Origin of the sequence: Variovorax sp. CCNWLW235 (genome assembly GCF_037204085.1) — a bacterium.
Taxonomy (GTDB): domain Bacteria; phylum Pseudomonadota; class Gammaproteobacteria; order Burkholderiales; family Burkholderiaceae_C; genus Variovorax.
Window position 1 is genome coordinate 98,257 of record NZ_JBBCBW010000013.1, and the last position, 25,525, is coordinate 123,781.

Below are 25,525 nucleotides of genomic sequence, written 5' to 3' on the forward strand. Positions count from 1 at the left end.
GGCTATTGCGCTCCTCCCGCGGCATCCAGCGAAGCCGAGGCCAGCACGCGCAGGCACAGGTCTTCGTAGGCAATGCCCGATGCGCGCGCCGACATGGGCACCAGCGAATGGCTGGTCATGCCGGGCGAGGTGTTCATCTCGAGCAGGAAGGGCTTGCGGTCGCTGGCGCGAATCATCACGTCGGCGCGGCCCCAGCCGCGGCAGCCGAGCGTGTGGTACGCGGCCAGCGTGATGCGCTGGATCTCGCGCTCCTCGGCTTCGGGCAGGCCGCTCGGGCAGTGGTACTTCACATCGTCGGTGAAGTACTTGTTCTGGTAGTCGTAGGCACCTTCGGGTGCGGCAATGCGCACCACGGGCAGCGCGCGCGCATCAAGCCCCTGGCCGAGCACGGCGCAGGTCACTTCCTCGCCTTCGATGAATTCCTCGCACAGCACATCGGCGTCGTACTTGGCCGAAAGCGCCACCGCCTCCTGCATCTGCGAATAGCCCTCGACCTTCGTCACGCCAATGGACGAGCCCTCGCGCGGCGGCTTCACGATCAGGGGCAGGCCCAGCACGTCGGGCACGGCCCGAATCTGCTCGCGGCTTTGCTGGTCGAACGCCAGGCGCACGTATTTCGGCGTGGGCAGGCCGTCGGCCTGCCAGATGCGCTTGGTCATGACCTTGTCCATGGCCACGCTGGAAGCCATCACGCCCGAGCCGGTGTAGGGAATGCCGAGCAGCTCGAGCGCGCCCTGCACCGTGCCGTCTTCGCCATGCCGCCCGTGCAGCGCGATGAAGCAGCGCGCAAAGCCGTCGCGCCGAAGCTCGACCAGATCGCGTTCCGACGGATCGAAGGCATGCGCATCGACGCCGCGCGAGCGCAGCGCCTCGAGCACGCCGCCGCCCGACATGAGCGAGATTTCGCGCTCGGCGGAGCTTCCGCCGAACAGCACGGCAACCTTGCCGAATTGCTTTGGATCTTGAAGAGTCATTGGGTAACCTCCGCGCCGCGCGATGCGGTGGCAAGCTCGACAACCTTGCCGGGCACCGCGCCGATGGAGCCCGCGCCCATGCAAAGCACCACATCGCCGGCGCGCGCGTTGTCCACAATGGCTTGCGGCATGGCGTTGATGTCGTCCACGAACACCGGCTCCACCTTGCCTGCCACGCGCAGGGCACGCGCCAGCGAGCGGCCGTCGGCAGCCACGATGGGCGGCTCGCCGGCGGCATACACCTCGCCCAGCAGCACCGCGTCGGCATTGCCGATGACCTTGACGAAGTCTTCGAAGCAGTCACGCGTGCGGGTGTAGCGGTGCGGCTGAAATGCCAGCACCAGCCGGCGGCCCGGGAATGCGCCGCGGGCAGCGGCAATGGTCGCAGCCATTTCGACCGGGTGATGGCCGTAGTCGTCGATCACGGTGAATGTGCCCGGCGCGTCCACGCCGGCCTGCCCCTGCACGGCCACGTCGCCGTAGCTCTGGAAGCGGCGGCCCACACCCTTGAAGCCTGCAAGCCCGCGCTGCACCGCTTCGTCGGGAATACCGAGCTCCACCGCCACCGCGATCACCGAGAGCGCGTTGCGCACGTTGTGCTCGCCAGGCAGGTTGAGCACGATGGGCAGGTCGGGCAGCGTGACGCCGTTGCGCCGCTGCGCCGTGAAATGCATTTGCCCGCCCACGGCGCGCACGTCGACCGCGCGCACCTGGGCGCCTTCGTCGAACCCGTAGCTGGTGACCGGGCAGGTGACCTCGCCCACGATGTCGCGCACCGCCGGATCGTCGGTGCACAAGATGGCCACGCCGTAGAACGGCATGCGGTGCAGGAAGTCGACGAACGCCTTCTTGAGCTTCGCGAAGTCGTGCCCGTAGGTTTCCATGTGGTCGGCATCGATGTTCGTGACCACTGCCATCACCGGCAGCAGGTTCAGGAACGACGCGTCCGACTCGTCGGCCTCCACCACGATGTAGTCACCGCTGCCGAGCTGCGCGTTGGCGCCGGCGCTGTTCAGGCGGCCGCCGATCACGAAGGTCGGATCGAGCCCGGCGGCTTCGAGCACGCTCGCCACCAGGCTGGTGGTAGTGGTCTTGCCGTGCGTGCCGGCAATCGCGATGCCCTGCTTCAGGCGCATCAGCTCGGCCAGCATCATGGCGCGCGGCACGACCGGGATGCGCTTCTCGCGCGCGGCCAGCACTTCGGGGTTGTCGGACTGCACCGCCGTGGAGGTCACCACCGCGTCGGCGCCCTCGATGTGCGCGGCTGCATGCCCGACGAAGGTACCGATGCCCAGGCTCGCCAGCCGGCGCAGCGTGGCGCTGTCCGCCAGGTCGGACCCCGTGATGCGGTAACCCAGGTTCAGCAGCACTTCGGCAATGCCGCTCATGCCCGAGCCGCCGACGCCCACGAAGTGAATATGACGAATCGCGTGCTTCATTTGGCAAGCTCCTCGCAGGCGCGGACGACCGCTTCCACTGCATCGGTCTTCTGCATGGTTTTGGCCTTGGCGGCCTTTTCGATCAGCGCGGTGCGCTCGGTTTTCTGTAGCAAATCAGCCAGCAATTCAGGTGTGAGGTCGGTCTGCTGCACCAGCCAGCCGCCGCCCGCATCGACGAGGAAGCGCGCGTTGGTGGTCTGGTGGTCGTCGACCGCCGAAGGAAAAGGCACGAACAGCGCTGCTGCGCCGACGGCCGCGATTTCTGTGACGGTGCTGGCCCCTGCACGCGCGACGATGATGTCGGCGTCGGCATAGGCCTGCGCGGTGTCTTCGATGAACGGCGTGAGCTCGCCCTCGACGCCGGCCGCGGCGTAGTTGGCGCGCAGCTCGTCGATCTGCTTGGCGCCGCTCTGGTGCAGCACCGTGGGGCGCGTGCCCGGCTCGATGCGCGCGAGCGCCTGCGGCACCACGGCATTGAGCGCCTTGGCGCCCAGGCTGCCGCCGACCACCAAGAGGCGCAGCGGCCCGCTGCGGCCCGCAAAGCGCACGGCCGGCGCGGGTTGCGACGTGAACGCCGCGCGCAGCGGATTGCCCACCCACTGCGCCTTCTTCAGCACATTGGGAAAAGCCGTGAACACCCGATCGGCCACGCCCGCGAGCACCTTGTTGGCAAGGCCGGCGACCGAATTCTGCTCGTGCAGCACCAGCGGCTTGTTGAGCAGCACGCTCATCATTCCGCCTGGAAAGGTGATGTAGCCGCCCAGGCCCACCACGACGTCGGGCTTGACGCGGCGCACCACGCCAAGGCTCTGCCAGAAAGCCCGAAGGAGCCGCAGCGGAAGCAGGAACAGCGTGAACGGCCCCTTGCCGCGCACGCCGCCGAACTGGACCGGCTCGAAAGCGAAGCCGCGCGGCGGCACCAGCTTTTCTTCCATGCTGCCGGGCGCGCCCAGCCAGTGCACGCGCCAGCCGCGCTCGCGCAGGGCCTCGGCCACCGCGAGTCCCGGAAAGATGTGGCCGCCCGTGCCGCCGGCCATGACGAGTGCTGTGCGGCTTGTCATATGCGGCCTCCACGCATCAGCACACGATTCTCATAATCGATTCGCAGCACCACCGCCAGGGCCACCAGGTTCATCAGGATGGCCGAGCCGCCGAAGCTCATCAGCGGCAAGGTCAGCCCCTTGGTGGGCAGCGCGCCCAGGTTCACGCCCATGTTGATGAAGGCCTGGAAGCCGATCCACACGCCCACGCCCTGCGCCACGAGCCCCGAGAACACTCGATCCAGAGCAATCGCCTGGCGGCCGATGTGCATGATGCGGCGGGTCAGCCAGAGGAACAGGCCGATGATCAGCAGCACGCCGACCAGGCCGAACTCCTCGCCGATCACGGCCAGCAGGAAGTCGGTGTGCGCCTCGGGCAGCCAGTGCAGCTTTTCGACGCTGCCGCCCAGCCCCACGCCGAAGATCTCGCCGCGGCCGATGGCAATGAGCGAGTGCGAGAGCTGGTAGCCCTTGCCCAGCGCATGCTCCTCGCTCCACGGGTCGAGGTAGGCAAAGATGCGCTCGCGCCGCCACGGGCTGCTGGCCACGATGGTGCCGAAGGCCACCACCACCAGCGCGGCAATGACGAAGAACATGCGCGCGTTCACGCCGCCCAGGAACAGGATGCCCATGGCGATCACGGCAATCACCATGAAGGCGCCCATGTCGGGCTCGGCCATCACCAGCATGCCGACCACCACCACCGCAATGCCCATCGGCAGCACCGCGCGGAAGAAGCGCTCCTTGATTTCCATCTTGCGCACCATGTAGCTGGCGGCATAGAACACCATCGCGAGCTTGGCGAGCTCGGACGGCTGAAAGCGCATGAAGCCCAGCGGCAGCCAGCGCCGCGCGCCGTTCACGTTGATGCCGATGTGCGGAATGAGCACCGCCACCAGCAACAGCAGCGAGGCCACGAAGAGCCAGGGCGCGGAGCGCTCCCACGTCTTCATGGGAATCTGGAAGGCCAGCAGCGCCGCAATGAACGCCACCGCCACCGACGCCGCATGCCGCGTGAGGAAGAACACCGGGCCGTAGCCCGCGCGCGCAAAGCGCGGGTTGTCCGGCAGTGCGATGGAGGCTGAATACACCATCACCAAGCCCCAGGTGAGCAGCGCAACGGTGACCCAGACCAGCGCCTGGTCGAAGCCCAGCACACGCATCGGCGTGGCCTTGGTCTGCGTAACGCCGGCGCCGCCCAGCCGCACCGGCAGGTGCATGGGCAAGGCGTCGATGCCGCTGCGCGCGCGACCGAACCAGCCACCGAAACGGGTGGGCTTGGCGTTGGGCGTGGCGCCGGCGGCTGTGGTGTTCAAACCGGGTCTCCCGAGGAAAAGTCGGAATCGTTCGACGACGAGGCAGCTTCGCGCGGGTTGTCTGCGAGCGTCTGCACGGCTTCGCGGAACACCGCCGCGCGATGTTCGTAGTCCTTGAACATGTCGAAGCTCGCACAGGCCGGTGACAACAGCACGGCATCGCCGGGGTTGGCGCGCGCGGCGGCCAGGTTCACGGCCTCTTCCATCGAGCCCGCATGCATCAGCGAGACGCCGGTGGAAGCCAGGGCCTGCTCGATCAGCGGCGCGTCGCGGCCGATGAGCACCACGGCGCGCGCAAACTGGCGCACCGGCTCGGCCAGCGGCTCGAAGTCTTGCCCCTTGCCTTCGCCGCCGAGGATGACGACCACGCGGCGGTCTTCGCCCAGGCCGCTCAGGGCGGCGGCCGTGGCACCGACGTTGGTGCCCTTGCTGTCGTCGAAGTACTCGACATCGTCCACCAGCGCGATCGGTTCGACCCGGTGCGGCTCGCCGCGGTATTCGCGCAGGCCATAGAGCATGGGGCCGAGCGGACAGTCGGCGGCGCTGGCGAGCGCAAGTGCAGCCAATGCGTTCATGGCGTTGTGGCGCCCGCGAATGCGCAGCGCGTCCGCGGGCATCAGGCGCTGAAGGAAGATTTCTTCTTCCACGACCGCGCCGCGCTTGCGCTTTTGCGTCTCGTCGGCTTCCAACGCACGCACCAGCCAGGTCATGCCGTTGACGCGCTCGATGCCGTAGTCGCCCGGACGCAGCGGCATCGCGCTGCCGAAGGTAACGTGCGTACGGATCTGCGGGCGCTGCAGCTTCACCCTGACGGGCGCAGGCAGCATCGCCATTACGCCCGGGTCGTCGCGGTTGAGCACCATGAGGCCTTGCGCGCCGAAGATGCGTGCCTTCGCGGACGCATACGCGGGCATGTCGCCATGCCAGTCGAGATGATCCTGCGTGAGGTTGAGCACCGTCGCAGCCGTGGGCTCGAAGCCCTGCACGCCGTCAAGCTGAAAGCTGGAGAGTTCGAGCACCCACACGTCGGGCAGCGTCTCGGCGTCGATATGCGAGGTCAGTGTGTCGAGCAGCGTCGGGCCGATGTTGCCGGCCACCGCCACGGTCTTTCCCGCACGTTCGACGAGCTGGCCCGTGAGCGCGGTGACGGTGGTCTTGCCGTTGGTGCCGGTGATGGCAAGCACGGCGGGGGTGTAGCCCTTGGGTGCCGTCGGCTCTTCGATCGGCACCAATGGGAGCTGGGCCGTCGGCTCTTCCTCGACAGCAGCGGACGCCGGATTGGAGGCGGAGATCTCGGCAATCTTGGCAACGAACTCGGCCGCCTCCCGGGCCGCGGTAGGCACGTAGGGCTTGCCGGTGCTCGGGAGCCTTGAAACAGCGGCGGGTGCCGGCGATGGGGCGGGCGCTTCTTGCGTCTCCGCGTTCGGTGCCTCCTCCGAAGGCGGTGAAACAGGAACGCTCAGCGAAGGATCGCGCGGCATGGCTTCCGCCATGGCGGGGGTTTCCGCGGGCTCGCCTTCGGTGGCCGCCTCGGCCGGCGCTTCCGCTGCCTCGGGTGTTGCCGGAGCTTCGGTTGCGTTCGTTGCTTCGGTGGCTTCGGTTGCCGAAGTAGGCTCTGCAGCTTCAGGCGTTTCCGCAGGTACAGCAGCTTCGACCTGTTCGGCCGATTCAGGCACTTCGGCCGCTTCAGGCTCGACAGGCGCAGCGACCGTTAGTTCCACGTCCAGCGCCAATTCGGCCTGCGCTTCAGGCTCCGCAACTTCCACGGGCACTTCCGTAGCGGGCTCGGCTTCGGCCGGTGCTTCGGCCTCGGGCTCCGCTTCCACGACCGGCACTTCGACCGTTCGCAGATCTTGCAGCGCACGCGCAAAGAGATCGAGTTCGCCGCCGACCGGCAGCCCCACGGCGCGCGCCGCATCGACGACCGGCGCGATGGTCGCGGGCGACAGACCCGGCGAACGGTAGACGGCCCGGACCGGCGTGCCTTCGATCAGTGCGGCCGAGAACGGCCCGCCGACGAACGTCACCTCGGGCAACTCCGCCCGCAGCGTTGCAAGCAGCGCGGGCGCCTCGCGCGTATCGGCCACGGTCACCAATGCGCCGTGACGTGCGCACCAGCGCGCCATCGCCAGCCCGGACGCACCAAGGCCGAGGATCAATACGGGGAGGTCTTTCAGGTGTCGCATGTGCCCGTTACCGCAGCTTCAGCGTTGAAAGACCCACGAGGCACAGCAGCATCGTGATGATCCAGAAGCGCACCACGACCTGCGTCTCGCGCCAGCCGCTCTTCTCGAAGTGGTGGTGCAGCGGCGCCATCTTGAGCACGCGCCGGCCCTCGCCGTAGCGCTTCTTGGTGTACTTGAAGTACATGACCTGCGCCATCACCGAGATCGCCTCGACCACGAAGATGCCGCCCATGATGAAGAACACGATCTCCTGGCGCACGATGACCGCGATGGTGCCCAAGGCGCCGCCAAGTGCCAGCGCGCCCACGTCGCCCATGAAGACCTGCGCCGGATGGGTGTTGAACCAGAGAAACGCCAGCCCCGCGCCGGCCATGGCCGAGCAGAACACCAGCAGCTCGCCCGATCCCGGGATGTTGGGGAACAGCAGGTACTTGGAATAGACCGCGCTGCCGGTCACGTAGGCAAACACGCCCAGCGCCGAGCCCACCATCACCACCGGCATGATCGCCAGGCCGTCCAGGCCATCGGTCAGGTTGACGGCATTGCTTGCGCCCACGATCACCAGGTAAGTGAGCACCACAAAGCCGATGCCGCCGAGTGGGTAGCTCACTTCCTTGAAGAAGGGCACCAGCAGGTTGATCTTCGGCGGAAAGTCGAGGTCGAAGCCCGACTGCACCCAGGCAAAGAACAGCTGCAGCACGCGCCAGTTGGAGCTTTCCGAAATGCTGAAGAGCAGGTAGAAGCCGGCGATCAGGCCGACCACCGACTGCCAGAAATACTTTTCGCGCGAGCGCATGCCTTCCGGGTCCTTGCGCACCACCTTGCGCCAGTCGTCGACCCAGCCGATGGCACCGAAGCCCATCGTCACCCACAGCACGATCCAGACGAAGCGGTTCGACAGGTCGAACCAGAGCAGCGTGGCGAATGCAATGGCAAACAGCACCAGCACGCCGCCCATGGTGGGCGTGCCACTCTTGGTCAGGTGCGTTTCCATGCCGTAGCCGCGCACCGGCTGGCCGATCTTGAGCGCGGCCAGTCGGCGGATCACATACGGCCCGGCGACGAGGCCGACCACCAATGCGGTGAGCGCGGCCATCAGCGCACGGAAGGTGAGGTACTGAAAAACGCGCAAAAACCCGAATTCGGGCGAGAGTGTTTGCAGCCACTGGGCCAGGCTCATCAGCATGTTGTCTTGCGCGGCTCATGCGTCATGACCGGCCTCCTTTTGTTGTTGTCGTGATTGCTCGATGGCCTGCACCACCCGCTCCATCTTCATGAAGCGCGAGCCCTTGACCAGCACGCTCCCGACCTGCGGCAGCCGCGCAAGCACGGCAGCATTGAGTGCATCGATCTCCGCGAAGTGCCGCCCATCGCTGCCGCTGCTGCCACCGCCGAATGCGGCAACGCTGTGCGCCGTTTCGGCACCCAGCGCGTACACCGTCTCGATGCCGCGCTGCCGCGCCCAGTCGCCCACCTCGGTATGAAATTCGAGTGCGTGGTCGCCCACCTCGCCCATGTCGCCCAGCACCAGCAGGCGCGGACCGGGCAGCGCTGCGAGCACGTCGATGGCGGCACGCACGGAATCGGGGTTCGCGTTGTAGGTGTCGTCCACGAGCGTGAGCGAATGCCCGCCAGGCAGCACGACCTCGCTCGCCTTGGAACGGCCCTTCACCGGTTCGAATCTGGTGAGACCCGCGGCAATGGTTTCGAGCGAGACGCCGGCTGCAAGCGCGCAGGCGGTGGCCGCAAGCGCATTGACGACGTTGTGCCGGCCCGCAATGTGCAGGCTCGCATCGAAGTCGCCCAGCGGCGTGCGAATGCCGACCTGCCAGGCGCCATGCCCCCAGTCGGCGCGGACCAGCGAAATATCGGCGTCCGCCTGCTCGCCGAAGGTCATGCACCGGGGCGATGCGCCGTCACGTGCCATGTCGTTCCACAGCGCCGTGAACTCGTCGGCATGCGGGAACACGGCGGTGCCGCCCTCCGGCAAGAAGGAAAACACCGCGCCGTTCTCGCGCGCCACCGCGTCGACGGTGGCCATGAACTCGAGGTGTTCGCGCTGGGCGTTGTTCACCAGCGCAATGGTCGGGCGCGCGATAGCGGCCAAGCGTGCAATTTCGCCGGGGTGGTTCATGCCCAGCTCGACCACCGCGTGCTGGTGCTTGGCCCGCAGGCGAAGCAGCGTCAGCGGCACGCCGATCTCGTTATTGAAGTTGCCGGCCGTTGCCAAGGCGCGGTCAGCCCTGAAGGCGACCAGGATGGCCGCGATCATTTGCGTGACGGTGGTCTTGCCGTTGCTGCCGGTCACGGCGATGAGCGGCAGATCGAACTGCGCGCGCCAGCGTGCGCCCAGCGCACCGAGTGCCGCGAGGGAATCGGGCACCTCGAGACCGGCCAGGCCGGCAGCCTCCAAGCCGTGGTGCGCAATGGCGGCCACGGCACCGTGCGCCTTGGCATCGGCCAGGAATTCATTGGCGTCGAAGCGCTCGCCCTTGAGCGCCACGAACAGGTCGCCCTGCGACAGCGTGCGGGTGTCGGTGTGAACGCGGGCAATCGCGGTTCCAGGGTCGCCCACCAGGCGCGAGCCCGGAATCCACTGCTGCGCCTGGGCCAGCGTGAGCATCATCGGCTCGCTCATGCGGCACCTCGCTGGGCGAGCGCGTCTTGCGCGTGGATACGGTCGGAGAACGGAATGCGCTGGCCGGCAATCTCCTGCCAGGCTTCGTGGCCCTTGCCGGCGATGAGCACCACGTCTTGCGGCGCGGCCTGTGCAATGGCGTCGGCAATGGCGGCCGCGCGATCGGGCTGCACCTGGGCCGCTTCGGGGCGTGAAAGGCCGAGCAACACTTGGCTGATGATCGCGTCGGGGTTTTCGCTGCGCGGGTTGTCGCTGGTCACGATCACGCGGTCGGCCTGGCGCTCGGCGACCGCCGCCATCATCGGTCGCTTGATCGGGTCGCGGTCGCCGCCGCAGCCGAACAGGCACCAGAGTGCGCCGCCGCGCTGCTGCGCGAGTGGGCGCAGGCCGGCCAGCGCCTTGTCGAGCGCGTCGGGCGTGTGGGCGTAGTCGACCACGGCCAGTGGCGCGTCCGCACCGGCACTCACGCGCTCCATGCGCCCCGGCACGCTGCCGAGGTTGGCGCACGCCGCCACCGCCTCTGCGAGCGAAAGCCCCAGCGCGCGCAGCGTGCCCAGCACGCCCAGCAGGTTGGCCACGTTGTACTGGCCGATCAGTCCGGTCGAGATGCGCTCGACGGCATCGGTGCCGTGCTCGGCCACCGAGAACTGAAGCCCCTGCGCGTCGTACCCCACGTCGCGTGCCATCAATCGCGCTGGAGAACCGGCGGCAGAAACAGTCCAGACGTCGAGCGCGCCGACGCCGGCTTCGATCAGGTTGGCGCAGAGGCTTGCGCCGTGCACGTCGTCGATGTTGATCACCGCGGCGCGCAATGCGGGCCAGCGGAACAGCTCGGCCTTGGCTTGCCAGTAGGCCTCCATGCTGCCGTGGTAGTCGAGGTGGTCCTGCGTGAAGTTGGTGAACACGGCCACTGCAATGCGCGCACCATCGAGCCGCCGCTCCGCAATGCCGATCGACGATGCCTCGATGGCGCAGGCGCCGAAACCGCGCTCCACCAGCGCGCGCAGTTCGCGCTGCATCATCACCGGATCGGGTGTGGTGAGGCCGGTATACGTGAGCGCCGGCGGCACGCCGATGCCCAGCGTGCCCATGACCGCGCAGGGCGACGGCACGCTGCGCTCGGCGCTGCCGTCGAGCCTCAAGGTGCGAACGCCGCCGGGCACGGTCAAGGTGGACAGTGCTTCGGCCAGCCACCATGCGATGGACGTCTTGCCGTTGGTGCCCGTGACGGCCAGCAGTTCGAGCGCGGCCGAAGGGTTGCCATAGAAAGCGGAAGCGATCGGGCCCGTCGCGGCCTTGAGGCCCGGATAGCTTGCAATGCGGTCGCTGAACTCGCCTTGGTCGAAGCCGAAAGAGTCCACGCCCTCGTGCTCGACCAGGCAGGCCGCAGCACCTTGCGCCAGTGCGGCGGCCACGTGCTTGCGGCCATCCGTCGCAGCGCCGGGCCAGGCGATGAAGCCGTCGCCCGCGCCCACCGGCCGGCTGTCCGCATGCAGCGCACCCTGCACGCGCTCCTGGAGCCAGAGCGCGGCGAGCTGGGGGGAAGTGAGTGTCAGCATGCTCAGAAGCTCTCGTCGACGCCTTGCGTCACCACCAGGGGTTTGACCGCGAGATCGGGCGCAACGTTCATCATGCGCAGGGTCTGCTGCACGACTTCGCTGAAAACAGGCGCGGCGGCCACGCCGCCGAAGTACTGGCCGTCGCTCGGCTCGTCGATCATTACGCCGACGATGATGCGCGGCTTTTCTATGGGCGCCATGCCGGTGAACCACGCGCGATATTTGTTGCTTGCGTAACCTTTGCCAACCTGCTTGTGCGCCGTGCCCGACTTGCCGCCGACCGAGTAGCCGATGGTCTGTGCGCGCGTGCCGGTGCCGCCCGGCCCTGCGGCCATCTGCAGCATCTTGCGCACCGCCAGCGCGTTAGAGGGCGAAAACACCCGCACGCCGACGGGCGGCTCGTTGCTCTTCAGAATGGTGACCGGAATGATCGCGCCGTCGTGCGCGAAGGCTGTGTACGAATGCGCCATTTGAAACAGCGACGCCGACAGGCCGTAGCCGTAGGCCATGGTGGCCTGCTCGACCGGCTTCCAGGTCTTCCAGGGGCGCAGCCGGCCGGTCACCGCGCCGGGAAACTGGATCTGCGGCTTCTGGCCGTAGCCAAGGGCGGTGTAGGTGTCCCACATTTCGTGCGGAGACATCTTCTGCGCGATCTTCAGCGCGCCGACGTTGCTCGACTTCTGGATCACGCCTTCGACCGTGAGCGTGCCGTAGTTGTGCGTGTCGCTGATGGTGAAGCCGCCCATCTGGTAGCGGCCTGGCGAGGTTTCGATGAGCGTGGACGGCTTCACGCGGCCGGCCTCCAGCGCCATGGCCACGGTGATCGGCTTCATGGTCGAGCCGGGCTCGAAGGTGTCGGTGAGCGCGCGGTTGCGCAGTTGCTCGCCGGTGAGGTTCTGGCGCTTGTCGGGCACGTAGCTCGGGTAGTTGGCCAGCGCCAGCACCTCGCCGGTCACGGCGTCGAGCACCACCACGCTGCCGGCCTTGGCGCGGCGCGCGGTTACTGCGTCGCGCAGCTTTTGATAGGCGAAGAACTGCACCTTGCTGTCGACGCTGAGCTGGATGTCCTTGCCGTCGACCGGCGGCACCTGCTCGCCCACGCCCTCGACCACGCGGCCCAGGCGGTCCTTGATGACGCGGCGCGAGCCGGCCTTGCCGGCCAGCTCCTTGTTGAAGGAAAGCTCGATGCCTTCCTGTCCGTTGTCTTCGACGTTGGTGAAGCCCACCACGTGCGCGGCGGCCTCGCCTTCGGGGTACTGGCGCTTGTATTCCTTGCGCTGATAGATGCCCTTGAGGTTGAGCGCGGCAATCTGCTTGGCAATGGGCTCGTCGACCTGCCGCTTGATCCAGACGAAAGTCTTGTCTTCGTCCTCCAGCTTCTTGTCGAACTCCTTCTGCGGCATCTCGAGCAGCTTGGCCACCTGCTTGAGCTTGGCGCGCACCTCGGGGTCGTCGCGCTCGATGTCTTCCGGAATGGCCCAGATGCTGGGCGCCACCACGCTGGAAGCCAGGATGAGTCCGTTGCGGTCGAGAATGCGCCCGCGATTGGCCGGCAGCTCCAGCGTGCGCGCAAAGCGCACTTCGCCCTGCCGCTGGAAGAAGCTGTTGTTGAAGACCTGCACGTACGCAGCCCGGCCCGCCAGCACGACGAAGCCGAGCGCAATGCCGGCCACGATGAACTTGCTGCGCCAAACCGGCGTCTTGCTCGCGAGCAAGGGGCTGGTGGTGTAGCGAACGCTGCGGCGACTCATCGCTGGGGCCTCGCTGCGGTGGGCTTTGGCGCGGGGCCGGCCGGCGGCGCGGGCGGCGGGGCCACCACGGCCGGAATCACCGTGCCGTCGGGCCGCACGTATTGCGTGATGGCCGGCGTGGTGGTGCGCATCTGGAGCTGCTCCTTGGCGAGCTTTTCAACGCGCAGCGGCGTAGCCTGCGCGCGCTTTTCCACTTGCAGGCGGTCGTGGTCGAGCTCGAGGCGGCGCGCTTCCTGCTGCGAACGGTCGAGCTCGGTGTACAGCTGTCGTGACAGGTACTGCGTGTGCACGAGGTACAGCGCCGTTGCAACGACGGCCAGCAGCAGGAGCAGGTTGAGGCGTGTCATGTCAAACAGCCCCGGTGCGCTCTGCCACGCGCAAGATGGCGCTGCGCGAGCGCGGGTTGCCGCTCACCTCTTCGGCCGAGGGCTTGATGCGCTCGAGCGCATTGAGCTTCATCACCTTGGGCGCTGCAAAAGGCGCACGACGGTCGTACACCTCCTTGGAGTGCTTGGCGATGAACTGCTTCACGATGCGGTCTTCCAGCGAGTGGAAGCTGATCACCGCGAGCCGACCGCCGGGCTGCAGCACCGAAAGGCTAGCCTCTAGCGCCTGTTGCAGCTCTTCAAGCTCGGCGTTGATGAAAATCCGAAAAGCCTGAAATGTGCGCGTTGCAGGGTTCTGGCCCTGCTCGCGGGTTTTGACCGTGCCAGCCACGAGCTCGGCCAGTTCGGTGGTGGTTGAAATTGCGCCCCGTTCTTGTCTGCGAGCAACAATCGCCTTTGCAATCTGAACAGCAAACCGTTCTTCGCCATAGTCACGGATCACCTCTGCAATCTGCTGAAGTTCGGCCGTTGCCAGCCATTCGGCCACGCTCTCGCCGCGCGTGGTGTCCATGCGCATGTCGAGCGGGCCGTCGAAACGAAAACTGAAACCGCGCACCGGGTTGTCGATTTGCGGCGAACTCACGCCCAGGTCCATCAGCACACCCGCCACGCTGGCATCGGGCAATTCACCCAGCGAACGGAATCCCTGGTGCCGGATGGAAAAACGCGCATCCGAGATGCGCGCTGCTTCGGCCACCGCTTCCGCATCCTTGTCGAATGCGATCAGCCTGCCTTCCGGAGCCAGCCTCGCGAGAATGGCGCGCGAATGCCCTCCGCGCCCGAACGTCGCGTCCACGTAGGTGCCGGTCGCCGCGGTGCTGCCGGAAAGAAGGGCTTCCACCGCTTCGTTCAGCATCACGGTTGTATGAATCCATGGAGTATTCACACAAGCCCTCAGAACGCGAAGTCCTGAAACACATCGGGCATCTCGCCCTGGGTGGCCTCGGCCTCCTTGGCCTCGTAGGTGGCCTTGTCCCAGAGCTCGAAATGGTTGCCCATGCCCAACAACAGCGTCTCGCGCGTGATGCCGGTGGCCGCACGCAGTTCGGGCGAAACGAGGATGCGGCCGGTGCCGTCCATCTCGACGTCCATGGCGTTGCCGAGGAAAACGCGCTTCCACCACTGTGCCGACATCGGCAGTGCGGCGATGCGCTCGCGGAATTTCTCCCACTCGGGACGGGGGAACACCATGAGGCACCCGTGCGGGTGCTTGGTGATGGTGAGCTGGCCGTTCGCCGTCGCGCTCAGGACGTCACGATGCCGGGTCGGCACGGAGAGCCGCCCCTTGGCATCGAGACTGAGCGATGAAGCGCCTTGAAACACGACCAGGACCTTTGTGTTGGGAAGGCCGTGGCACCCGAAAGGGGCACCATCCGCACTTTTTCCCACTTAACTGCACTTTTTTGCACTGTAGCAGGAAACACTTCACGCGCAACTGGTCGTTGGTGGTATTTTTTGTAATGGAATCAACGACTTAGCGCCGATTTCCAAACCTGGAAATCGGCGAATTTCGTTGAAAAAGAAGTACTTAGCTCACGCAATGAATGTAATGCGTGAAGCGCAACCCCGTAACAGGGGCTACAAAGCGGGCTTCAGAGGATGAAGCGCGAAAGGTCTTCGTCGTGACTTAGTGCCGCAAGGCGCTCGTCGACGTAAGCGGCATCGATGCGAATGGTCTGTCCACCGATGCGGGTGGCATCGAAGCTTACCTCATCGAGCAGGCGTTCCATCACGGTCGACAAACGGCGTGCGCCGATGTTCTCGGTGCGCTCGTTCACTTCGAATGCAATAGCCGCCAGGCGGTTGACACCCTCCGGCGTGAACTCGAGCGTGACGCCTTCGGTGGCAAGCAGCGCCTGGTACTGCTTCACGAGTGAAGCGCGCGTTTGCGTGAGGATGCTTTCGAAGTCCGCCACCGAGAGCGACTGCAGCTCGACGCGGATCGGAAAGCGCCCCTGCAGCTCGGGAATCAGGTCGCTCGGCTTGCTCAAGTGGAACGCGCCGCTCGCAATGAAGAGCATGTGGTCGGTGCGCACCACGCCGTACTTGGTGGTGACGGCCGTGCCCTCGACCAGCGGCAGCAGGTCGCGCTGCACGCCCTGGCGCGACACGTCGGAGCCCTGGGCTTCGCTGCGCGTGGCGACCTTGTCGATCTCGTCGATGAAGACGATGCCGTTCTGCTCGGCATTGGTGATGGCCTGGGTGCGAATTTCGTCTTCGTTCACCAGCTTGGCCGCCTCTTCGTCGATCAGCAGGCGCATGGCCTCGGCGATCTTGAGCTTGCGCGTCTTGCGCTTGCCGCCGCCGCCCAGCTGGCCGAACATGCCGCGCAACTGCTCGGTCATTTCCTCCATGCCCGCCGGGCCCATGATCTCGAGCGGAGCGCGGGTTTCGGCAAGGTCGAGCTCGATCTCCTTGTCGTCGAGCTGGTGCTCGCGCAGCTTCTTGCGGAAGGCCTGCCGAGTGGGGTTGGGGCCGTCCAGCGCCGGCGTGGCGCCGTCGCTGCCGCGCGCGGGCGGCAGCAGCACGTCGAGAATGCGGTCTTCGGCAGCGTCTTCCGCGCGGGCGCGCACCTTGACGCTCTCGGCTTCGCGCGTCTGCTTGACGGCAATCTCGGCCAGGTCGCGAATGATCGAATCGACGTCCTTGCCCACATAGCCCACCTCGGTGAACTTGGTCGCTTCCACCTTGATGAACGGCGCGTCGGCCAGCCGCGCGAGCCGGCGTGCAATTTCGGTCTTGCCCACGCCCGTGGGGCCGATCATGAGAATGTTCTTCGGCGTGATCTCGGTGCGAAGCTTTTCTTCGACCTGCTGGCGGCGCCAGCGGTTGCGCAGCGCAATGGCCACGGCGCGCTTGGCGGCTGGTTGTCCGACGATGTGGTTGTCGAGCTCGGAGACGATTTCCTGCGGGGTCATGGACATGGTCAGAGCGCTTCCACCGTGTGGTTCATGTTCGTGTAAATGCAGATTTCGCCGGCTATCGCGAGCGATTTGCGCACAATTTGCTCAGCTGTCAGGTCGGTGTTGTCGATCAGCGCCTTGGCGGCCGACTGCGCATAAGCACCGCCCGAGCCGATGGCAATCACGCCGTCTTCGGGCTCCAGCACGTCGCCGTTGCCGGTGATGATGAGCGAGGTGGTGGCGTCGGCCACGGCCAGCATGGCTTCGAGCTTGCGCAGCACGCGGTCGGTGCGCCAGTCTTTGGTGAGCTCGACCGCGGCGCGGGTCAGGTGGCCCTGGTGCTTTTCGAGCTTGGCCTCGAAGCGCTCGAAGAGCGTGAAGGCGTCGGCCGTGGCGCCGGCAAAGCCAGCCAGCACCTTGCCGTGATAGAGCCGTCGCACCTTGCGCGCCGTGCCCTTGATGACGATATTGCCGAGAGTGACCTGCCCGTCCCCGCCAATGGCGACTTGGTCGCCCTGGGGGGTCTTGCGGCGCACGCTCACGATGGTGGTGCCGTGAAACTGTTCCATCGAAGCCATCTGGGGACTCTCTGGGGCAATGCAACCCCGTGCGCGCCAACTCGCCGCGCCGGGGCTAGTTCTTGCGGACGGCCACCGTGGCGTGGTCGGCAATGCCCACCAGGTCGAACAGCGCCCCAATCAGGCGGTGGGCGTCCACGAACTGGACCCGCTCACCCTGGGCGTCGCGCGCGCGCACCCAACTCAGCAGCGTGCCGGCGGCGGCAAGGTCCATGCGCAGCAGCGCCGCACATGAGATAACCGGCGCGGTGGTGTTGCGCAGGTCGACATCCAGCCGCTGCAGGCTCGAATGCGCCTCGCCGCGCAGGTCGCCGGCCAAGGCGGCAAAGCCGCTGTCGGTCGAAGGAAAGCTGTCCGATTCGCCGTTGACGGACAACAGCGACCACACGGAGCCGGAGCCCGAACGGCCCGCCTCCGGCGCCTCGATCGTGGTGCATTCGCCGTTCGGGTCTTGCCAGGCGGGAGGCGACACCTCGTAGGTGATGCAGTAATTGAGCGCCACCAGTTCGAAGTCGTCCGGCAGGTTCATCATGCGCAGCGTTGCCAGGTGCAACTGCCACCACACGTCTTCGGTGCGGCGCTCGTTGTTGGGCGTGGCCTCTGCCAGTACGGCAAGCAGTTTGGCCGAGCCGATGAAGCGCAACTTGACCGGCGAATTCGCCCAGTGGGTGAACAGCACGCGCAGCGGCGAGACGGCATCGGCCTCGACAGCGGTCAGCGCGCGCCAGTCGAGCGTCCAGATGGGGCCCGCCTGCGACAACGCACGTGTGAGATTGACCAGCCCATCGCGCGACAGGCGAGCGGGGCTGGTCCAGTCGGCAGCCGCCGAAGCCAGTTCGGCGTGCTCGCTGGCGGCTACCGCCTGCACGTCGCGCGCCAGTTCGTCGAGCGGCACCCAGTCCGGGCCCATGCGCTTCATGCGCTGTGCGTAGCGCATTCGGGCGGCGGCAAACCGGGTGGCATCGCCGGTGGCGCGGTACAGGTCGAACAAGGCGCGCCAGCGCGTCTCGTCGCGCTCGGCGGCGGCGTGGTCGCCCTCGGCGCCGGCACTCTCGGAGGCCAGGGCCTGCAGAAGAATGGCTTCGGCGCCGGTGTCGTCGCCATGCGCGAAGCGGATCACGGCCTCTTCGAGCGCGCTGTCCCGCGCGAGTCGTGCGGTGAGCAGCGAGGTGTCGTCGACTGCCGCGCTGGCCGGGATGCTGGCAGAAAAGGGAACGGCCGCGTGGGCCGAAGCAGGAGTCTCGGCGGCGGGGGCAGCGGCCGGCGCGGCAGGCGCGGCCCTGAAAGAAGGTGCCGCGAGCAGGCTGGCCACTTCGGCCTCGTCCATCGGCGGGGGCAACGTCTCGGCGCCGGCCTCGGGCGGCGCATTGGCCAGCACCTCGCCATTGGGGCCGCGGCCCTTCCACCACTGCTGCGACATCTGCTCCTCGATCTCGTCGATCTTCTTGAGCGTGAGTGCGCGGCCCTCGGACTTTTCCGTGGTGGTGTTCAGGTTGAAGGACGACGGCGTCACCGTTCCTTCAAAGGCATGGGCGGCCGCTTCGCGCTGCCGCAGCTTGCGGAGCATGTCGAACTCGCGCCGGCGCACAAAGTCGTTGCGCTGGCGCCGCTCGATCATTTCCTTGAGCATTTCCCGGCTGTAGGCCTGGTCGGGCAGCGTGGAATCGGCGGCCGCATTCAGCTCCGACCAATCCTTCAGCGGATTGCGGACGAACTTCGCCACCTTGGAAAGGAGGCGGCTCGTTTCTTCCTTAGCCATCTACAGGAATCTCGAGGCGAACTGGGCTCTTGCAATCTTTCCGTTCAGTCCCCGAACATCTTCTGCTTGAGTTCGCGGCGCTGCTGCGCTTCGAGCGACAGCGTGGCCGTGGGGCGAGCCAGCAGGCGGCCGACGCCGATGGGTTCGCCGGTTTCGTCGCAGTAGCCGTAGTCGCCCGCATCGATGCGCTGGATCGACTGCTCGATCTTCTTGAGCAGCTTGCGCTCGCGGTCGCGCGTGCGCAGCTCGAGTGCGTGCTCTTCCTCGATGGTGGCACGGTCGGCCGGATCGGGCACCACCACGGTGTCTTCGCGCAGGTGCTCGGTGGTTTCACCGGCGTTTTCGAGAATGCCGCGCTTGAGCTCGACCAGCTTCAGGCGGAAGAACGCCATCTGCTTTTCGTTCATGTACTCGGAGTCGGGCATGGCGATGACCTCGGCGTCGGTCAACTCGGCAGCCGACTTGGCTTTCCAGTTGTTGGCGAGCTTCGGGTCCTTCTTGACCGCCACGGGAGGCGGCGGCACCAGCGCATTGGAGGGCGCCTGCGAGAAAGAAGACTTGGCAGCGGTGGAAGCCACCGATTGCGGCATGGAAGGCACGGTCAGCTGCGACAGCCGGGACACGCGGCCACCTCGCGCGGGGGCGGGTGCGGCGGTCTGAGCGGGCATCGAAGGTGTCGCCGTGGCGGAAGAAGAGGCGGCAGCCGTTTTTTTCATTGGTATCGGAGGAGCAGAAGTAACGGCAGCAGTGCGGCCGACAGTTTTGGATGGCGGTAGACCCGCATCTGCAGTTTTGGTTGCACTCCTGGCCGGGGCGGATGCCTCCGGCGGCGCAGCAGACTTTGCAGGCTTGGCGGGCTTCTTTGCAACGGTCGCGGCCTTGGCCGTTGGCGTTGCTGGCTTCTTTGGAGCGCTTTTTTCTTTCGTGGCCGGAGCCTTTGCAGCGGAAGAAATCTTTTTTGCCGCGGGTACAGCCGGCTTTGCAGCCACCGCTTTGGTGGCGGCGGACTTGGTTGCTGGCATTGCCTTGGCGGCGGGTTTCTTCACGGTGACTGGCTCCTTGAACGAACTGGAACGCGCTTTCACTGGGTGTCTCCTCCCAAGGGAACCACTGCGGGGTTAAGGCCCCGGGCTCCACATTGTCGGAGTGCTCGCAGCGACGAACCCCGGGGTTATACCCCCGAAAGCCCGCCAGAAACTTGCGGCGCCCCCTGCCGTAAGCCACATCTCGCTCTTAAAACGAAAGCGTGGCTGCCGGAACAGGCGCGCGATTGTATAGAGAACTCAAAACAGAAGGGAGATGTACCTGCAAACCGCTTACGTCCGTTAGCATCCCCGGCGTTGCCGGAGGGGGCAACAAGACCTGCCGAGCCCATCGGGCCCTGCGGATCGATTCGACCATTCATACAAAAGAGAAGAAATCTTGAGCAAAAAAGCAGTTTTGGGCACGCTGGCCGCAGCCATCGCCGTTGCCTATGGTGGCAGCACGTGGTGGGCGGGCTCCAAAGTCAAGTCCAGCTACGAAGCCGCCCTGGAGGAGTTGCCGAAGCAGACCGCGCTGGTGCGCGTGATCGATCGCAAATACGAAAGCGGATTCTTCGGTGCGGTCAGCACCGTGACCTTCGAGTTCGGTTGCGCCGCCGATACGGCCGCCGCGCAGGTGCCCGCTGTCGCCAAGCCCGCCGAGCCGGGCGAAGAGGACGACGAAGAAGCCGATGCCGAGAGCACGCCGTTCAAGCCCGTGCGCATTACCGTGCGCGACACCATTCGCCACGGCCCGATTGCCGGCGGCACGCTGGCCGCGGCCACCATCGACAGCGAACTAGTGCTCGACGTGAAGGCCCAGGCCGAAGCCGAAAAGCTCTTCGGCAAGGCCAAGCCCCTGACCGCCCACACCAAGGTGGCGTTCAACGGCGGCTACGCAACCGACCTGACCGTCGCGCCCATCAAGCTGGCCGAAGAAGGCAAGGGACAGTTCACCTGGCAAGGCGCGCAAATGCGCGCCGAGATGAATGGCGACCGTACCCAGGTGAACTACAGCCTGGCAATGCCCGGCCTTGACCTGACCGACACGCGCACCGGCGTGACCCTGAAAATGGGCAAGCTGGCCGGCAAGGCCGACATGAACAAGAGCGAAGGCTGGATCCTGGCCACGGGCAAGACCGAAGCCCGGCTCGACAGCTTCGAGTTCTCGGCGCCCAAGGGTCTGGGCGCCAGCGGCAGCGGCAAGCCCCTGCCCGCCGTGCTGCTGCAGAACATCGACATGATTGCCGATGCCAACATCAAGGACGGGCTCTACGAATCGATCGGCACCATCAAGGGCACCGGCAAGGTCGGCGAAACGAAGATCGACAAGTTCGAGATGACCAGCGGCGGACGCCGCATTCACGCAGCCGGCTACAAGAAGCTGGCCGACGCGTGGATGCAATCGGCCGCCATCAACGGCTGCGGCAAGGGCGGCGGCAAGGCCTCCCAGGCCGCCATGCAGGCGCTGATGGACCAGCTCGCCCCCGACCTCAAGGCCATGGCCAAGTACAACCCCGAGCTCGGGCTGGACAAGATGCTGGTCGAAATCGGCGGCAAGCGCGGCGAAATCAGCTACACGGCCGGCCTGGTCGGCGTGACCGACGAAGACCTGAAGGAACCCGGAATGGCGCTCCTGATGAAGCGCGGCGTGCTCAAGGCCAGCGTGCGGCTGCCGATGCAATGGCTGGAGCAGGTTGCCGCCACCGGCGCCGAGAGCGGCCAGCTGCCGCCGCCTGAAATGGTGGCCGGGCTGGTCGAGCAAGGCGAAGGCATGGGCTTCGTCAAGCGCGACGGCACCGACATCACGAGCCAGGTCGAATACAGCGAAGGCAACCTGAAGGTCAACGGCAAGCCGCTGGGCGGCATGGCCGGCAAGTAAGCTTCGGCTGAACAAAAAAAAGGCGCTGCCCCTCGGGGCAGCGCCTTTTTTATTGGCTGGCCTCAGTGCCGGCAGCGCGCTGTCACACCAGACACTGCTCGAGCCCCTGCTCCAGTATTTCGCGCGGCAGCTCGATGCCGATGAACACCATGCGGCTCTGGCGCGCTTCGTCCTTGCCCCACTCGGGGCCCAGGTCGCTGCCCATCAGTTGGTGCACGCCCTGGAAAATTACCTTGCGCTCGGTGCCCTTCATGCTCAGCACGCCCTTGTAGCGCAGCATGCGCGGACCGTAGATATTGACGATGGCACCCAGAAAATCCTCCAGCTTGGCCGGGTCGAAGGGGCGGTCGGCCTTGTAGACGAAGCTCTTCACGTCGTCGTCCGTGTGGTGATGGTGGCCGTGCCCTTCGTGCTTGTGCGAGGGGTGGTCGCAATGCTCGCCATGCGCGTGGTCATGGTCGTGATGGTCGTGGTCGTCTTCCTTCAGGAAGTCCGGATCGATGTCGAGCTTGGCGTTCAGGTTGAAACCGCGCAGGTCGAAAATGTCTTTCAGCGGCACATCGCCGAAATGCGCCTTTTGCTGCGGCGCGCGCGGGTTCATGTGCTTCAGGCGGTGAATCAGCGCCTCGGTTTCCTCGGCCGACACCAGTTCGCTCTTGCTGATGAAGATCTGGTCGGCAAAGCCCACCTGGCGGCGCGCTTCCTGGCGGTCGTTGAGCTGCTGCGGCGCATGCTTGGCATCGACCAGCGTCAGGATCGAGTCGAGCAAATAGCTCTCGGCAATCTCGTCGTCCATGAAGAAGGTCTGCGCCACGGGGCCGGGGTCGGCCAGGCCGGTGGTCTCGATCACCACGCGGTCGAAGTCGAGCAGGCCCTGGCGCTTCTTGGCGGCCAGCAGTTGCAGGGCTTCGCGCAGGTCTTCGCGAATGGTGCAGCAGACGCAGCCGTTGCTCATCTGCACGATCTGCTCTTTCGATTCGGTCACGAGAATGTCGCTGTCGATGTTCTCTTCGCCGAACTCGTTCTCGATCACCGCAATCTTCTGGCCGTGGGCCTCCGTCAGGATGCGCTTGAGCAGCGTGGTCTTGCCCGAGCCTAGAAAGCCGGTGAGGATGGTGGCGGGAATAAGGGCCATGGTGTGCTCCGAAAGCGGAAAACTGGGAAGAAGAAAAACTGGAGAGGCAGTTTAGCCAATGCCACTCAGTTGCGTTGGCGCGGGGTCAAGCCGGCTTTTTCACCACCACCAGGCCCTTGAGGTATTCGCCCTCCGGGAACTCGATGGTCATCGGGTGATCGGGCGCCGCGCCAAGGCGTTCGCTGATGTAACCGTCTACTTGCGCGTCGATACCCGCCGAAGCCACGATCTTGTGAAAAAGATCGGCGCTGATGCCGCCCGAGCATGAAAAAGTCAGCAGCACGCCGCCGGGCTCCAGCAGCTTGAGCGCAAGGCGGTTGATGTCCTTGTAGGCGCGGGCCGCGCGGTCGGCATGGGCCGCGGTGGGCGCAAACTTGGGCGGGTCGAGCACGATGGCGTCGAAGGTGCGGCCCTGTTCGATGAACTCGCGCAGCACGGTGTTGACGTTGGCGTCCAGAAACTCGGCTTTCACGCCCGAGCCCTCGCCGCCGAAGCCGTTCAGCGCCAGGTTGGCCCGCGCTTTTTCGAGCGCCGGCTGCGAAGAATCCACCGACACCAGCTCCGCGCCATCCATTGCGCCCGCGGCCTGCAGCCCCGCAAGCGCCGCCACGGTAAAGCCGCCGGTGTAGCAAAAGCAGTTGAGCACGCGCCTGAAGCGCCGGTGCTGCGCCAACTCGGCAAAGCGCTGGCGGCTGTCGCGCTGGTCGAGGTAGAAGCCGGTCTTGTGGCCGGTCGCAATGTCGAGCGACAGCTTCCAGCCATGCTCGCGAATCGTCATTTCGGTGGCGCCCTCCCCGCGCAGCCAGCCCGTGACGGGCTTCAGGCCCTCGCGCTCGCGCCCGCTGGCGTCGGAACGCTCGTAGAGCTTCTGCAGCCCGGTCGCCTCGAGCAGCGCGTCGGCAATGGCAGCCTTCCAGCGCTCGACGCCGGCCGACAGGAACTGCGCCACCAGCGTGTCTCCGTAGTGGTCGACGATGAGGCCCGGCAGCCCATCGGCCTCGCCGTGGATCAGCCGCACACCGTCGCTCTGCAGGTCGAAAAGCCCCCTGGCGGCCACGGCGCGGGCGCACACCGAGGCCAGGAATGCGGCATCGATGCGCTGCGTTTCGACAAAGCTCCAGGCCCGCGCGCGGATCTTGGAAACCGGGCTGAACGCCGCCCACGCCAGGAAGGCGCCGTCATGCGATTCAACCCGCACCGTTTCGCCCGAATCAGCGCCGCCGCGTGCAATGGCGGATTCGAAGATCCAGGGGTGGCGGCGCTGCAGCGAGCGCTCTTTGCCGGGCTTGAGGCGGAGGGTTTTCATTTTTTGGTGTCGTCTTTTTTGGGCTTGGCCCGCGCACTTGCTTCGGCGCGTGCCTGTGTATCCGTGCTCTCGGGCCGGGCCTGCGCGCGCGGGTGGGCCGCGTCGTAGGCCTTGGCAAGGTGCTGAAAATCCAGCCGGGTATAGATCTGCGTGGTGGCAATGTTGGCGTGGCCCAGCAGCTCTTGCACGGCGCGCAGGTCACTGCTCGACTGGAGCACGTGGCTCGCGAACGAATGCCGCAGCATGTGCGGATGCACCGGCGCTGCAAGTCCGGCCTTCAGGCTGCGCTCGCGCAGCAGCTTCCACACGGCATGCGAGGACATCCGCAGGCCCTTGCTGTTGATGAAAAGCGCCGCGGCGCCCGCCGGATCCCGCAGCCCGGCCGTGGCCAGCGCCGGGCAATCGCCACGCACCGCGAGCCAGTCGCGCAGCGCCTCGGCCGCCTTGCTGCCCAGGGGCACGATGCGCCGTTTGCTGCCTTTGCCGAGCACGTTGGCTTCCATCGCGTCCAGGTCGACCCAGCCGAGCGCCGTGTTGCTGGCGCGCGCATCCAGGCCGGTGAGTTCGCTCACGCGCAAGCCGCAGCCGTAGAGCACCTCGACGATGGCGCCGTCGCGCGCCTCGGTCCAGGGGTCGGCCTCGGGGTCGTAGGTTTCGGCGAGCCGCACCGCGTCGTCGACCGCCAGCGCCTTGGGCAACGGCCGCGCGGCCTTGGGCGCATGCACGTCCTGCACGGGGTTGAAGCCCACCAGCCCCTCGTTGCCGAGCCAGCGGTAGAAGCTGCGCCAGCAAGAAAGCACCAGCGCAATGCCGCGCGGCTCGCGGCCGGCGCTGTGCAGCTGCGCCATCCAGCGCCGGATGTGCGCGGTTTGCACGCGGTCCAGCGCAAGCCCGGCCTCGGCGGCGTTGGCCGAGAGCGCCTGCAGGTGGATGGCGTAGAGCTCGACCGTGCGCGCCGCCAGCCGGCGCTCCACGCGCACGTGCTCCAGGTATTTTTCTACCCAGTGCGTGTCGGTCGTCTCAGTGGAGGTAGCCATTGAACGCATTGTTCACGACAGCCAAAGGCTCGCGCAATGCGCCCTTGAAAACCATGCCCCAGCGCTGCCAGCAGCGCGTGCTGGCAGCGGCGTACTGAACGTCGAAGTCCTTGTCGAAACCGGCGGCCCGCACCAGCCGCTCCACGCGCCACAGGTGGTAGGGCTCCGACACCACGATCACGCTGCGAATGCCCGCCGCCTGCAGCAGGGGGCGCGACAACGCAAGATTCAGCCGGGTGGACGTGGAAGCCGGCTCCAGCAGCAGCGGGCCGGCATAGCCTTCGGCGCGCGCATGCTGCTGCATGACCTCGGCTTCGATGCGGCCGTCTTCCTTGTCGACACCGCCCGAGAGCACCAACTGCTTCACGCGGCCCGCGTTGGCCAGCGCAATGCCGGCGTCGACCCGGCCAGTCAGGCACGGGTTGGGCTTGCCCCGCAGGTAGGCGCGATTGCCCAGAATCAGTGCGGCATCGGCCGCGCGCTGGGGCGGGTTGTCGAGCGTTTCAGCCGCGCGCCGCCAAATAATGGCCGCAATGGCCAGGTACGCCAGCAGCCCGCCAAGCAGCACCGTCCACAGCACGGGCCGCACGGCCCGCCAGGACCGGTGCCGCCCG

22 protein-coding genes are annotated in these 25,525 nt (G+C 66.4%); 2 read left to right on the forward strand and 20 right to left on the reverse strand.

Annotated features, from left to right (window positions below):
• Positions 1 to 2 precede the first annotated feature (2 nt).
• From V9L21_RS16025 to dksA, 16 genes are all read right to left on the reverse strand, one after another.
• On the reverse strand, positions 3 to 974 hold the full coding sequence (locus tag V9L21_RS16025; protein WP_337313462.1) for a D-alanine--D-alanine ligase: 972 nt from the start codon (positions 972 to 974) through the stop codon (positions 3 to 5).
• Positions 971 to 2,413: a UDP-N-acetylmuramate--L-alanine ligase gene (gene murC / locus V9L21_RS16030; protein WP_337313464.1), complete on the reverse strand. Its 1,443-nt coding sequence runs from the start codon at positions 2,411 to 2,413 to the stop codon at positions 971 to 973. The genes V9L21_RS16025 and murC overlap by 4 nt, the downstream gene beginning before the upstream one ends.
• Entirely contained in the window at positions 2,410 to 3,474 is a 1,065-nt protein-coding gene (gene murG / locus V9L21_RS16035) for an undecaprenyldiphospho-muramoylpentapeptide beta-N-acetylglucosaminyltransferase (RefSeq protein ID WP_337313466.1), read from the reverse strand. Before murG ends, murC begins: the two co-directional genes overlap by 4 nt.
• A complete protein-coding gene (gene ftsW / locus V9L21_RS16040) occupies positions 3,471 to 4,769 on the reverse strand; it encodes a putative lipid II flippase FtsW (protein WP_258504044.1) in 1,299 nt (432 codons plus the stop codon). The genes murG and ftsW overlap by 4 nt, the downstream gene beginning before the upstream one ends.
• Entirely contained in the window at positions 4,766 to 6,955 is a 2,190-nt protein-coding gene (gene murD, locus V9L21_RS16045; protein WP_337313469.1) for a UDP-N-acetylmuramoyl-L-alanine--D-glutamate ligase, read from the reverse strand. The genes ftsW and murD overlap by 4 nt, the downstream gene beginning before the upstream one ends.
• A gap of 7 nt (positions 6,956 to 6,962) precedes the next feature.
• The gene (mraY, locus tag V9L21_RS16050) at positions 6,963 to 8,141 is read right to left on the reverse strand and encodes a phospho-N-acetylmuramoyl-pentapeptide-transferase (protein ID WP_258504042.1); all 1,179 of its coding nucleotides are present in this window, start codon (positions 8,139 to 8,141) and stop codon (positions 6,963 to 6,965) included.
• Between the two features lie 15 nt (positions 8,142 to 8,156).
• Positions 8,157 to 9,581, reverse strand: a complete 1,425-nt coding sequence (locus V9L21_RS16055) for a UDP-N-acetylmuramoyl-tripeptide--D-alanyl-D-alanine ligase (protein WP_443305011.1) — start codon at positions 9,579 to 9,581, stop codon at positions 8,157 to 8,159.
• 8 nt (positions 9,582 to 9,589) lie between these two features.
• The gene (locus V9L21_RS16060; protein WP_337313473.1) at positions 9,590 to 11,152 is read right to left on the reverse strand and encodes a UDP-N-acetylmuramoyl-L-alanyl-D-glutamate--2,6-diaminopimelate ligase; all 1,563 of its coding nucleotides are present in this window, start codon (positions 11,150 to 11,152) and stop codon (positions 9,590 to 9,592) included.
• Between the two features lie 2 nt (positions 11,153 to 11,154).
• Positions 11,155 to 12,903, reverse strand: a complete 1,749-nt coding sequence (locus V9L21_RS16065) for a peptidoglycan D,D-transpeptidase FtsI family protein (RefSeq protein WP_258504039.1) — start codon at positions 12,901 to 12,903, stop codon at positions 11,155 to 11,157.
• Positions 12,900 to 13,250: a cell division protein FtsL gene (ftsL, locus tag V9L21_RS16070; RefSeq protein ID WP_337313475.1), complete on the reverse strand. Its 351-nt coding sequence runs from the start codon at positions 13,248 to 13,250 to the stop codon at positions 12,900 to 12,902. The genes V9L21_RS16065 and ftsL overlap by 4 nt, the downstream gene beginning before the upstream one ends.
• 1 nt (position 13,251) lies before the next feature.
• Positions 13,252 to 14,175, reverse strand: coding sequence for a 16S rRNA (cytosine(1402)-N(4))-methyltransferase RsmH (gene rsmH / locus V9L21_RS16075; protein WP_337313477.1), 924 nt, complete (start codon positions 14,173 to 14,175; stop codon positions 13,252 to 13,254).
• A gap of 8 nt (positions 14,176 to 14,183) precedes the next feature.
• Positions 14,184 to 14,612, reverse strand: a complete 429-nt coding sequence (gene mraZ, locus V9L21_RS16080; RefSeq protein ID WP_126747920.1) for a division/cell wall cluster transcriptional repressor MraZ — start codon at positions 14,610 to 14,612, stop codon at positions 14,184 to 14,186.
• A gap of 269 nt (positions 14,613 to 14,881) precedes the next feature.
• Positions 14,882 to 16,213, reverse strand: coding sequence for an ATP-dependent protease ATPase subunit HslU (hslU, locus tag V9L21_RS16085; protein WP_337313479.1), 1,332 nt, complete (start codon positions 16,211 to 16,213; stop codon positions 14,882 to 14,884).
• A gap of 2 nt (positions 16,214 to 16,215) precedes the next feature.
• Positions 16,216 to 16,761: an ATP-dependent protease subunit HslV gene (gene hslV / locus V9L21_RS16090; RefSeq protein ID WP_026283873.1), complete on the reverse strand. Its 546-nt coding sequence runs from the start codon at positions 16,759 to 16,761 to the stop codon at positions 16,216 to 16,218.
• Between the two features lie 64 nt (positions 16,762 to 16,825).
• On the reverse strand, positions 16,826 to 18,529 hold the full coding sequence (locus V9L21_RS16095) for an STAS domain-containing protein (protein WP_337313481.1): 1,704 nt from the start codon (positions 18,527 to 18,529) through the stop codon (positions 16,826 to 16,828).
• Between the two features lie 44 nt (positions 18,530 to 18,573).
• Entirely contained in the window at positions 18,574 to 19,197 is a 624-nt protein-coding gene (gene dksA, locus V9L21_RS16100) for an RNA polymerase-binding protein DksA (protein WP_012746056.1), read from the reverse strand.
• 13 nt (positions 19,198 to 19,210) lie between these two features.
• Here dksA and V9L21_RS26385 point away from each other — a divergent pair, with 13 nt between their 5' ends.
• Positions 19,211 to 19,651, forward strand: a complete 441-nt coding sequence (locus V9L21_RS26385) for a hypothetical protein (RefSeq protein WP_443305000.1) — start codon at positions 19,211 to 19,213, stop codon at positions 19,649 to 19,651.
• A 300-nt stretch (positions 19,652 to 19,951) separates the two neighbouring features.
• Positions 19,952 to 21,433, forward strand: a complete 1,482-nt coding sequence (locus V9L21_RS16105; RefSeq protein WP_337313483.1) for a YdgA family protein — start codon at positions 19,952 to 19,954, stop codon at positions 21,431 to 21,433.
• An 82-nt stretch (positions 21,434 to 21,515) separates the two neighbouring features.
• Here V9L21_RS16105 and V9L21_RS16110 read toward each other — a convergent pair whose 3' ends face one another.
• The 4 genes from V9L21_RS16110 to V9L21_RS16125 all read right to left on the reverse strand — a co-directional run bounded on the left by V9L21_RS16110 (position 21,516) and on the right by V9L21_RS16125 (position 25,500).
• On the reverse strand, positions 21,516 to 22,568 hold the full coding sequence (locus V9L21_RS16110) for a CobW family GTP-binding protein (RefSeq protein WP_157612035.1): 1,053 nt from the start codon (positions 22,566 to 22,568) through the stop codon (positions 21,516 to 21,518).
• An 85-nt stretch (positions 22,569 to 22,653) separates the two neighbouring features.
• Positions 22,654 to 23,874, reverse strand: coding sequence for a class I SAM-dependent rRNA methyltransferase (locus V9L21_RS16115; RefSeq protein WP_337313485.1), 1,221 nt, complete (start codon positions 23,872 to 23,874; stop codon positions 22,654 to 22,656).
• A complete protein-coding gene (locus V9L21_RS16120; protein ID WP_337313487.1) occupies positions 23,871 to 24,911 on the reverse strand; it encodes a tyrosine recombinase XerC in 1,041 nt (346 codons plus the stop codon). Before V9L21_RS16120 ends, V9L21_RS16115 begins: the two co-directional genes overlap by 4 nt.
• Positions 24,895 to 25,500, reverse strand: coding sequence for a YdcF family protein (locus tag V9L21_RS16125; RefSeq protein ID WP_337313489.1), 606 nt, complete (start codon positions 25,498 to 25,500; stop codon positions 24,895 to 24,897). The genes V9L21_RS16120 and V9L21_RS16125 overlap by 17 nt, the downstream gene beginning before the upstream one ends.
• Positions 25,501 to 25,525 lie beyond the last annotated feature (25 nt).

What these genes read in the sequence shown, in the direction of transcription:
- hslU (WP_337313479.1), bottom strand. Translation starts at nt 16,213, where the DNA reads ATGTCCATGACCCCGCAGGAAATCGTCTCCGAGCTCGACAACCACATC.
- V9L21_RS16055 (WP_443305011.1), bottom strand. Translation starts at nt 9,581, where the DNA reads ATGATGCTCACGCTGGCCCAGGCGCAGCAGTGGATTCCGGGCTCGCGC.
- V9L21_RS16060 (WP_337313473.1), bottom strand. Translation starts at nt 11,152, where the DNA reads ATGCTGACACTCACTTCCCCCCAGCTCGCCGCGCTCTGGCTCCAGGAG.
- murG (WP_337313466.1), bottom strand. Translation starts at nt 3,474, where the DNA reads ATGACAAGCCGCACAGCACTCGTCATGGCCGGCGGCACGGGCGGCCAC.
- V9L21_RS16025 (WP_337313462.1), bottom strand. Translation starts at nt 974, where the DNA reads ATGACTCTTCAAGATCCAAAGCAATTCGGCAAGGTTGCCGTGCTGTTC.
- ftsL (WP_337313475.1), bottom strand. Translation starts at nt 13,250, where the DNA reads ATGACACGCCTCAACCTGCTCCTGCTGCTGGCCGTCGTTGCAACGGCG.
- murD (WP_337313469.1), bottom strand. Translation starts at nt 6,955, where the DNA reads ATGCGACACCTGAAAGACCTCCCCGTATTGATCCTCGGCCTTGGTGCG.
- dksA (WP_012746056.1), bottom strand. Translation starts at nt 19,197, where the DNA reads ATGCCCGCTCAGACCGCCGCACCCGCCCCCGCGCGAGGTGGCCGCGTG.
- mraY (WP_258504042.1), bottom strand. Translation starts at nt 8,141, where the DNA reads ATGCTGATGAGCCTGGCCCAGTGGCTGCAAACACTCTCGCCCGAATTC.
- V9L21_RS16110 (WP_157612035.1), bottom strand. Translation starts at nt 22,568, where the DNA reads ATGGCCCTTATTCCCGCCACCATCCTCACCGGCTTTCTAGGCTCGGGC.
- hslV (WP_026283873.1), bottom strand. Translation starts at nt 16,761, where the DNA reads ATGGAACAGTTTCACGGCACCACCATCGTGAGCGTGCGCCGCAAGACC.
- V9L21_RS16120 (WP_337313487.1), bottom strand. Translation starts at nt 24,911, where the DNA reads ATGGCTACCTCCACTGAGACGACCGACACGCACTGGGTAGAAAAATAC.
- V9L21_RS16065 (WP_258504039.1), bottom strand. Translation starts at nt 12,903, where the DNA reads ATGAGTCGCCGCAGCGTTCGCTACACCACCAGCCCCTTGCTCGCGAGC.
- murC (WP_337313464.1), bottom strand. Translation starts at nt 2,413, where the DNA reads ATGAAGCACGCGATTCGTCATATTCACTTCGTGGGCGTCGGCGGCTCG.
- V9L21_RS16095 (WP_337313481.1), bottom strand. Translation starts at nt 18,529, where the DNA reads ATGGCTAAGGAAGAAACGAGCCGCCTCCTTTCCAAGGTGGCGAAGTTC.
- V9L21_RS16115 (WP_337313485.1), bottom strand. Translation starts at nt 23,874, where the DNA reads ATGAAAACCCTCCGCCTCAAGCCCGGCAAAGAGCGCTCGCTGCAGCGC.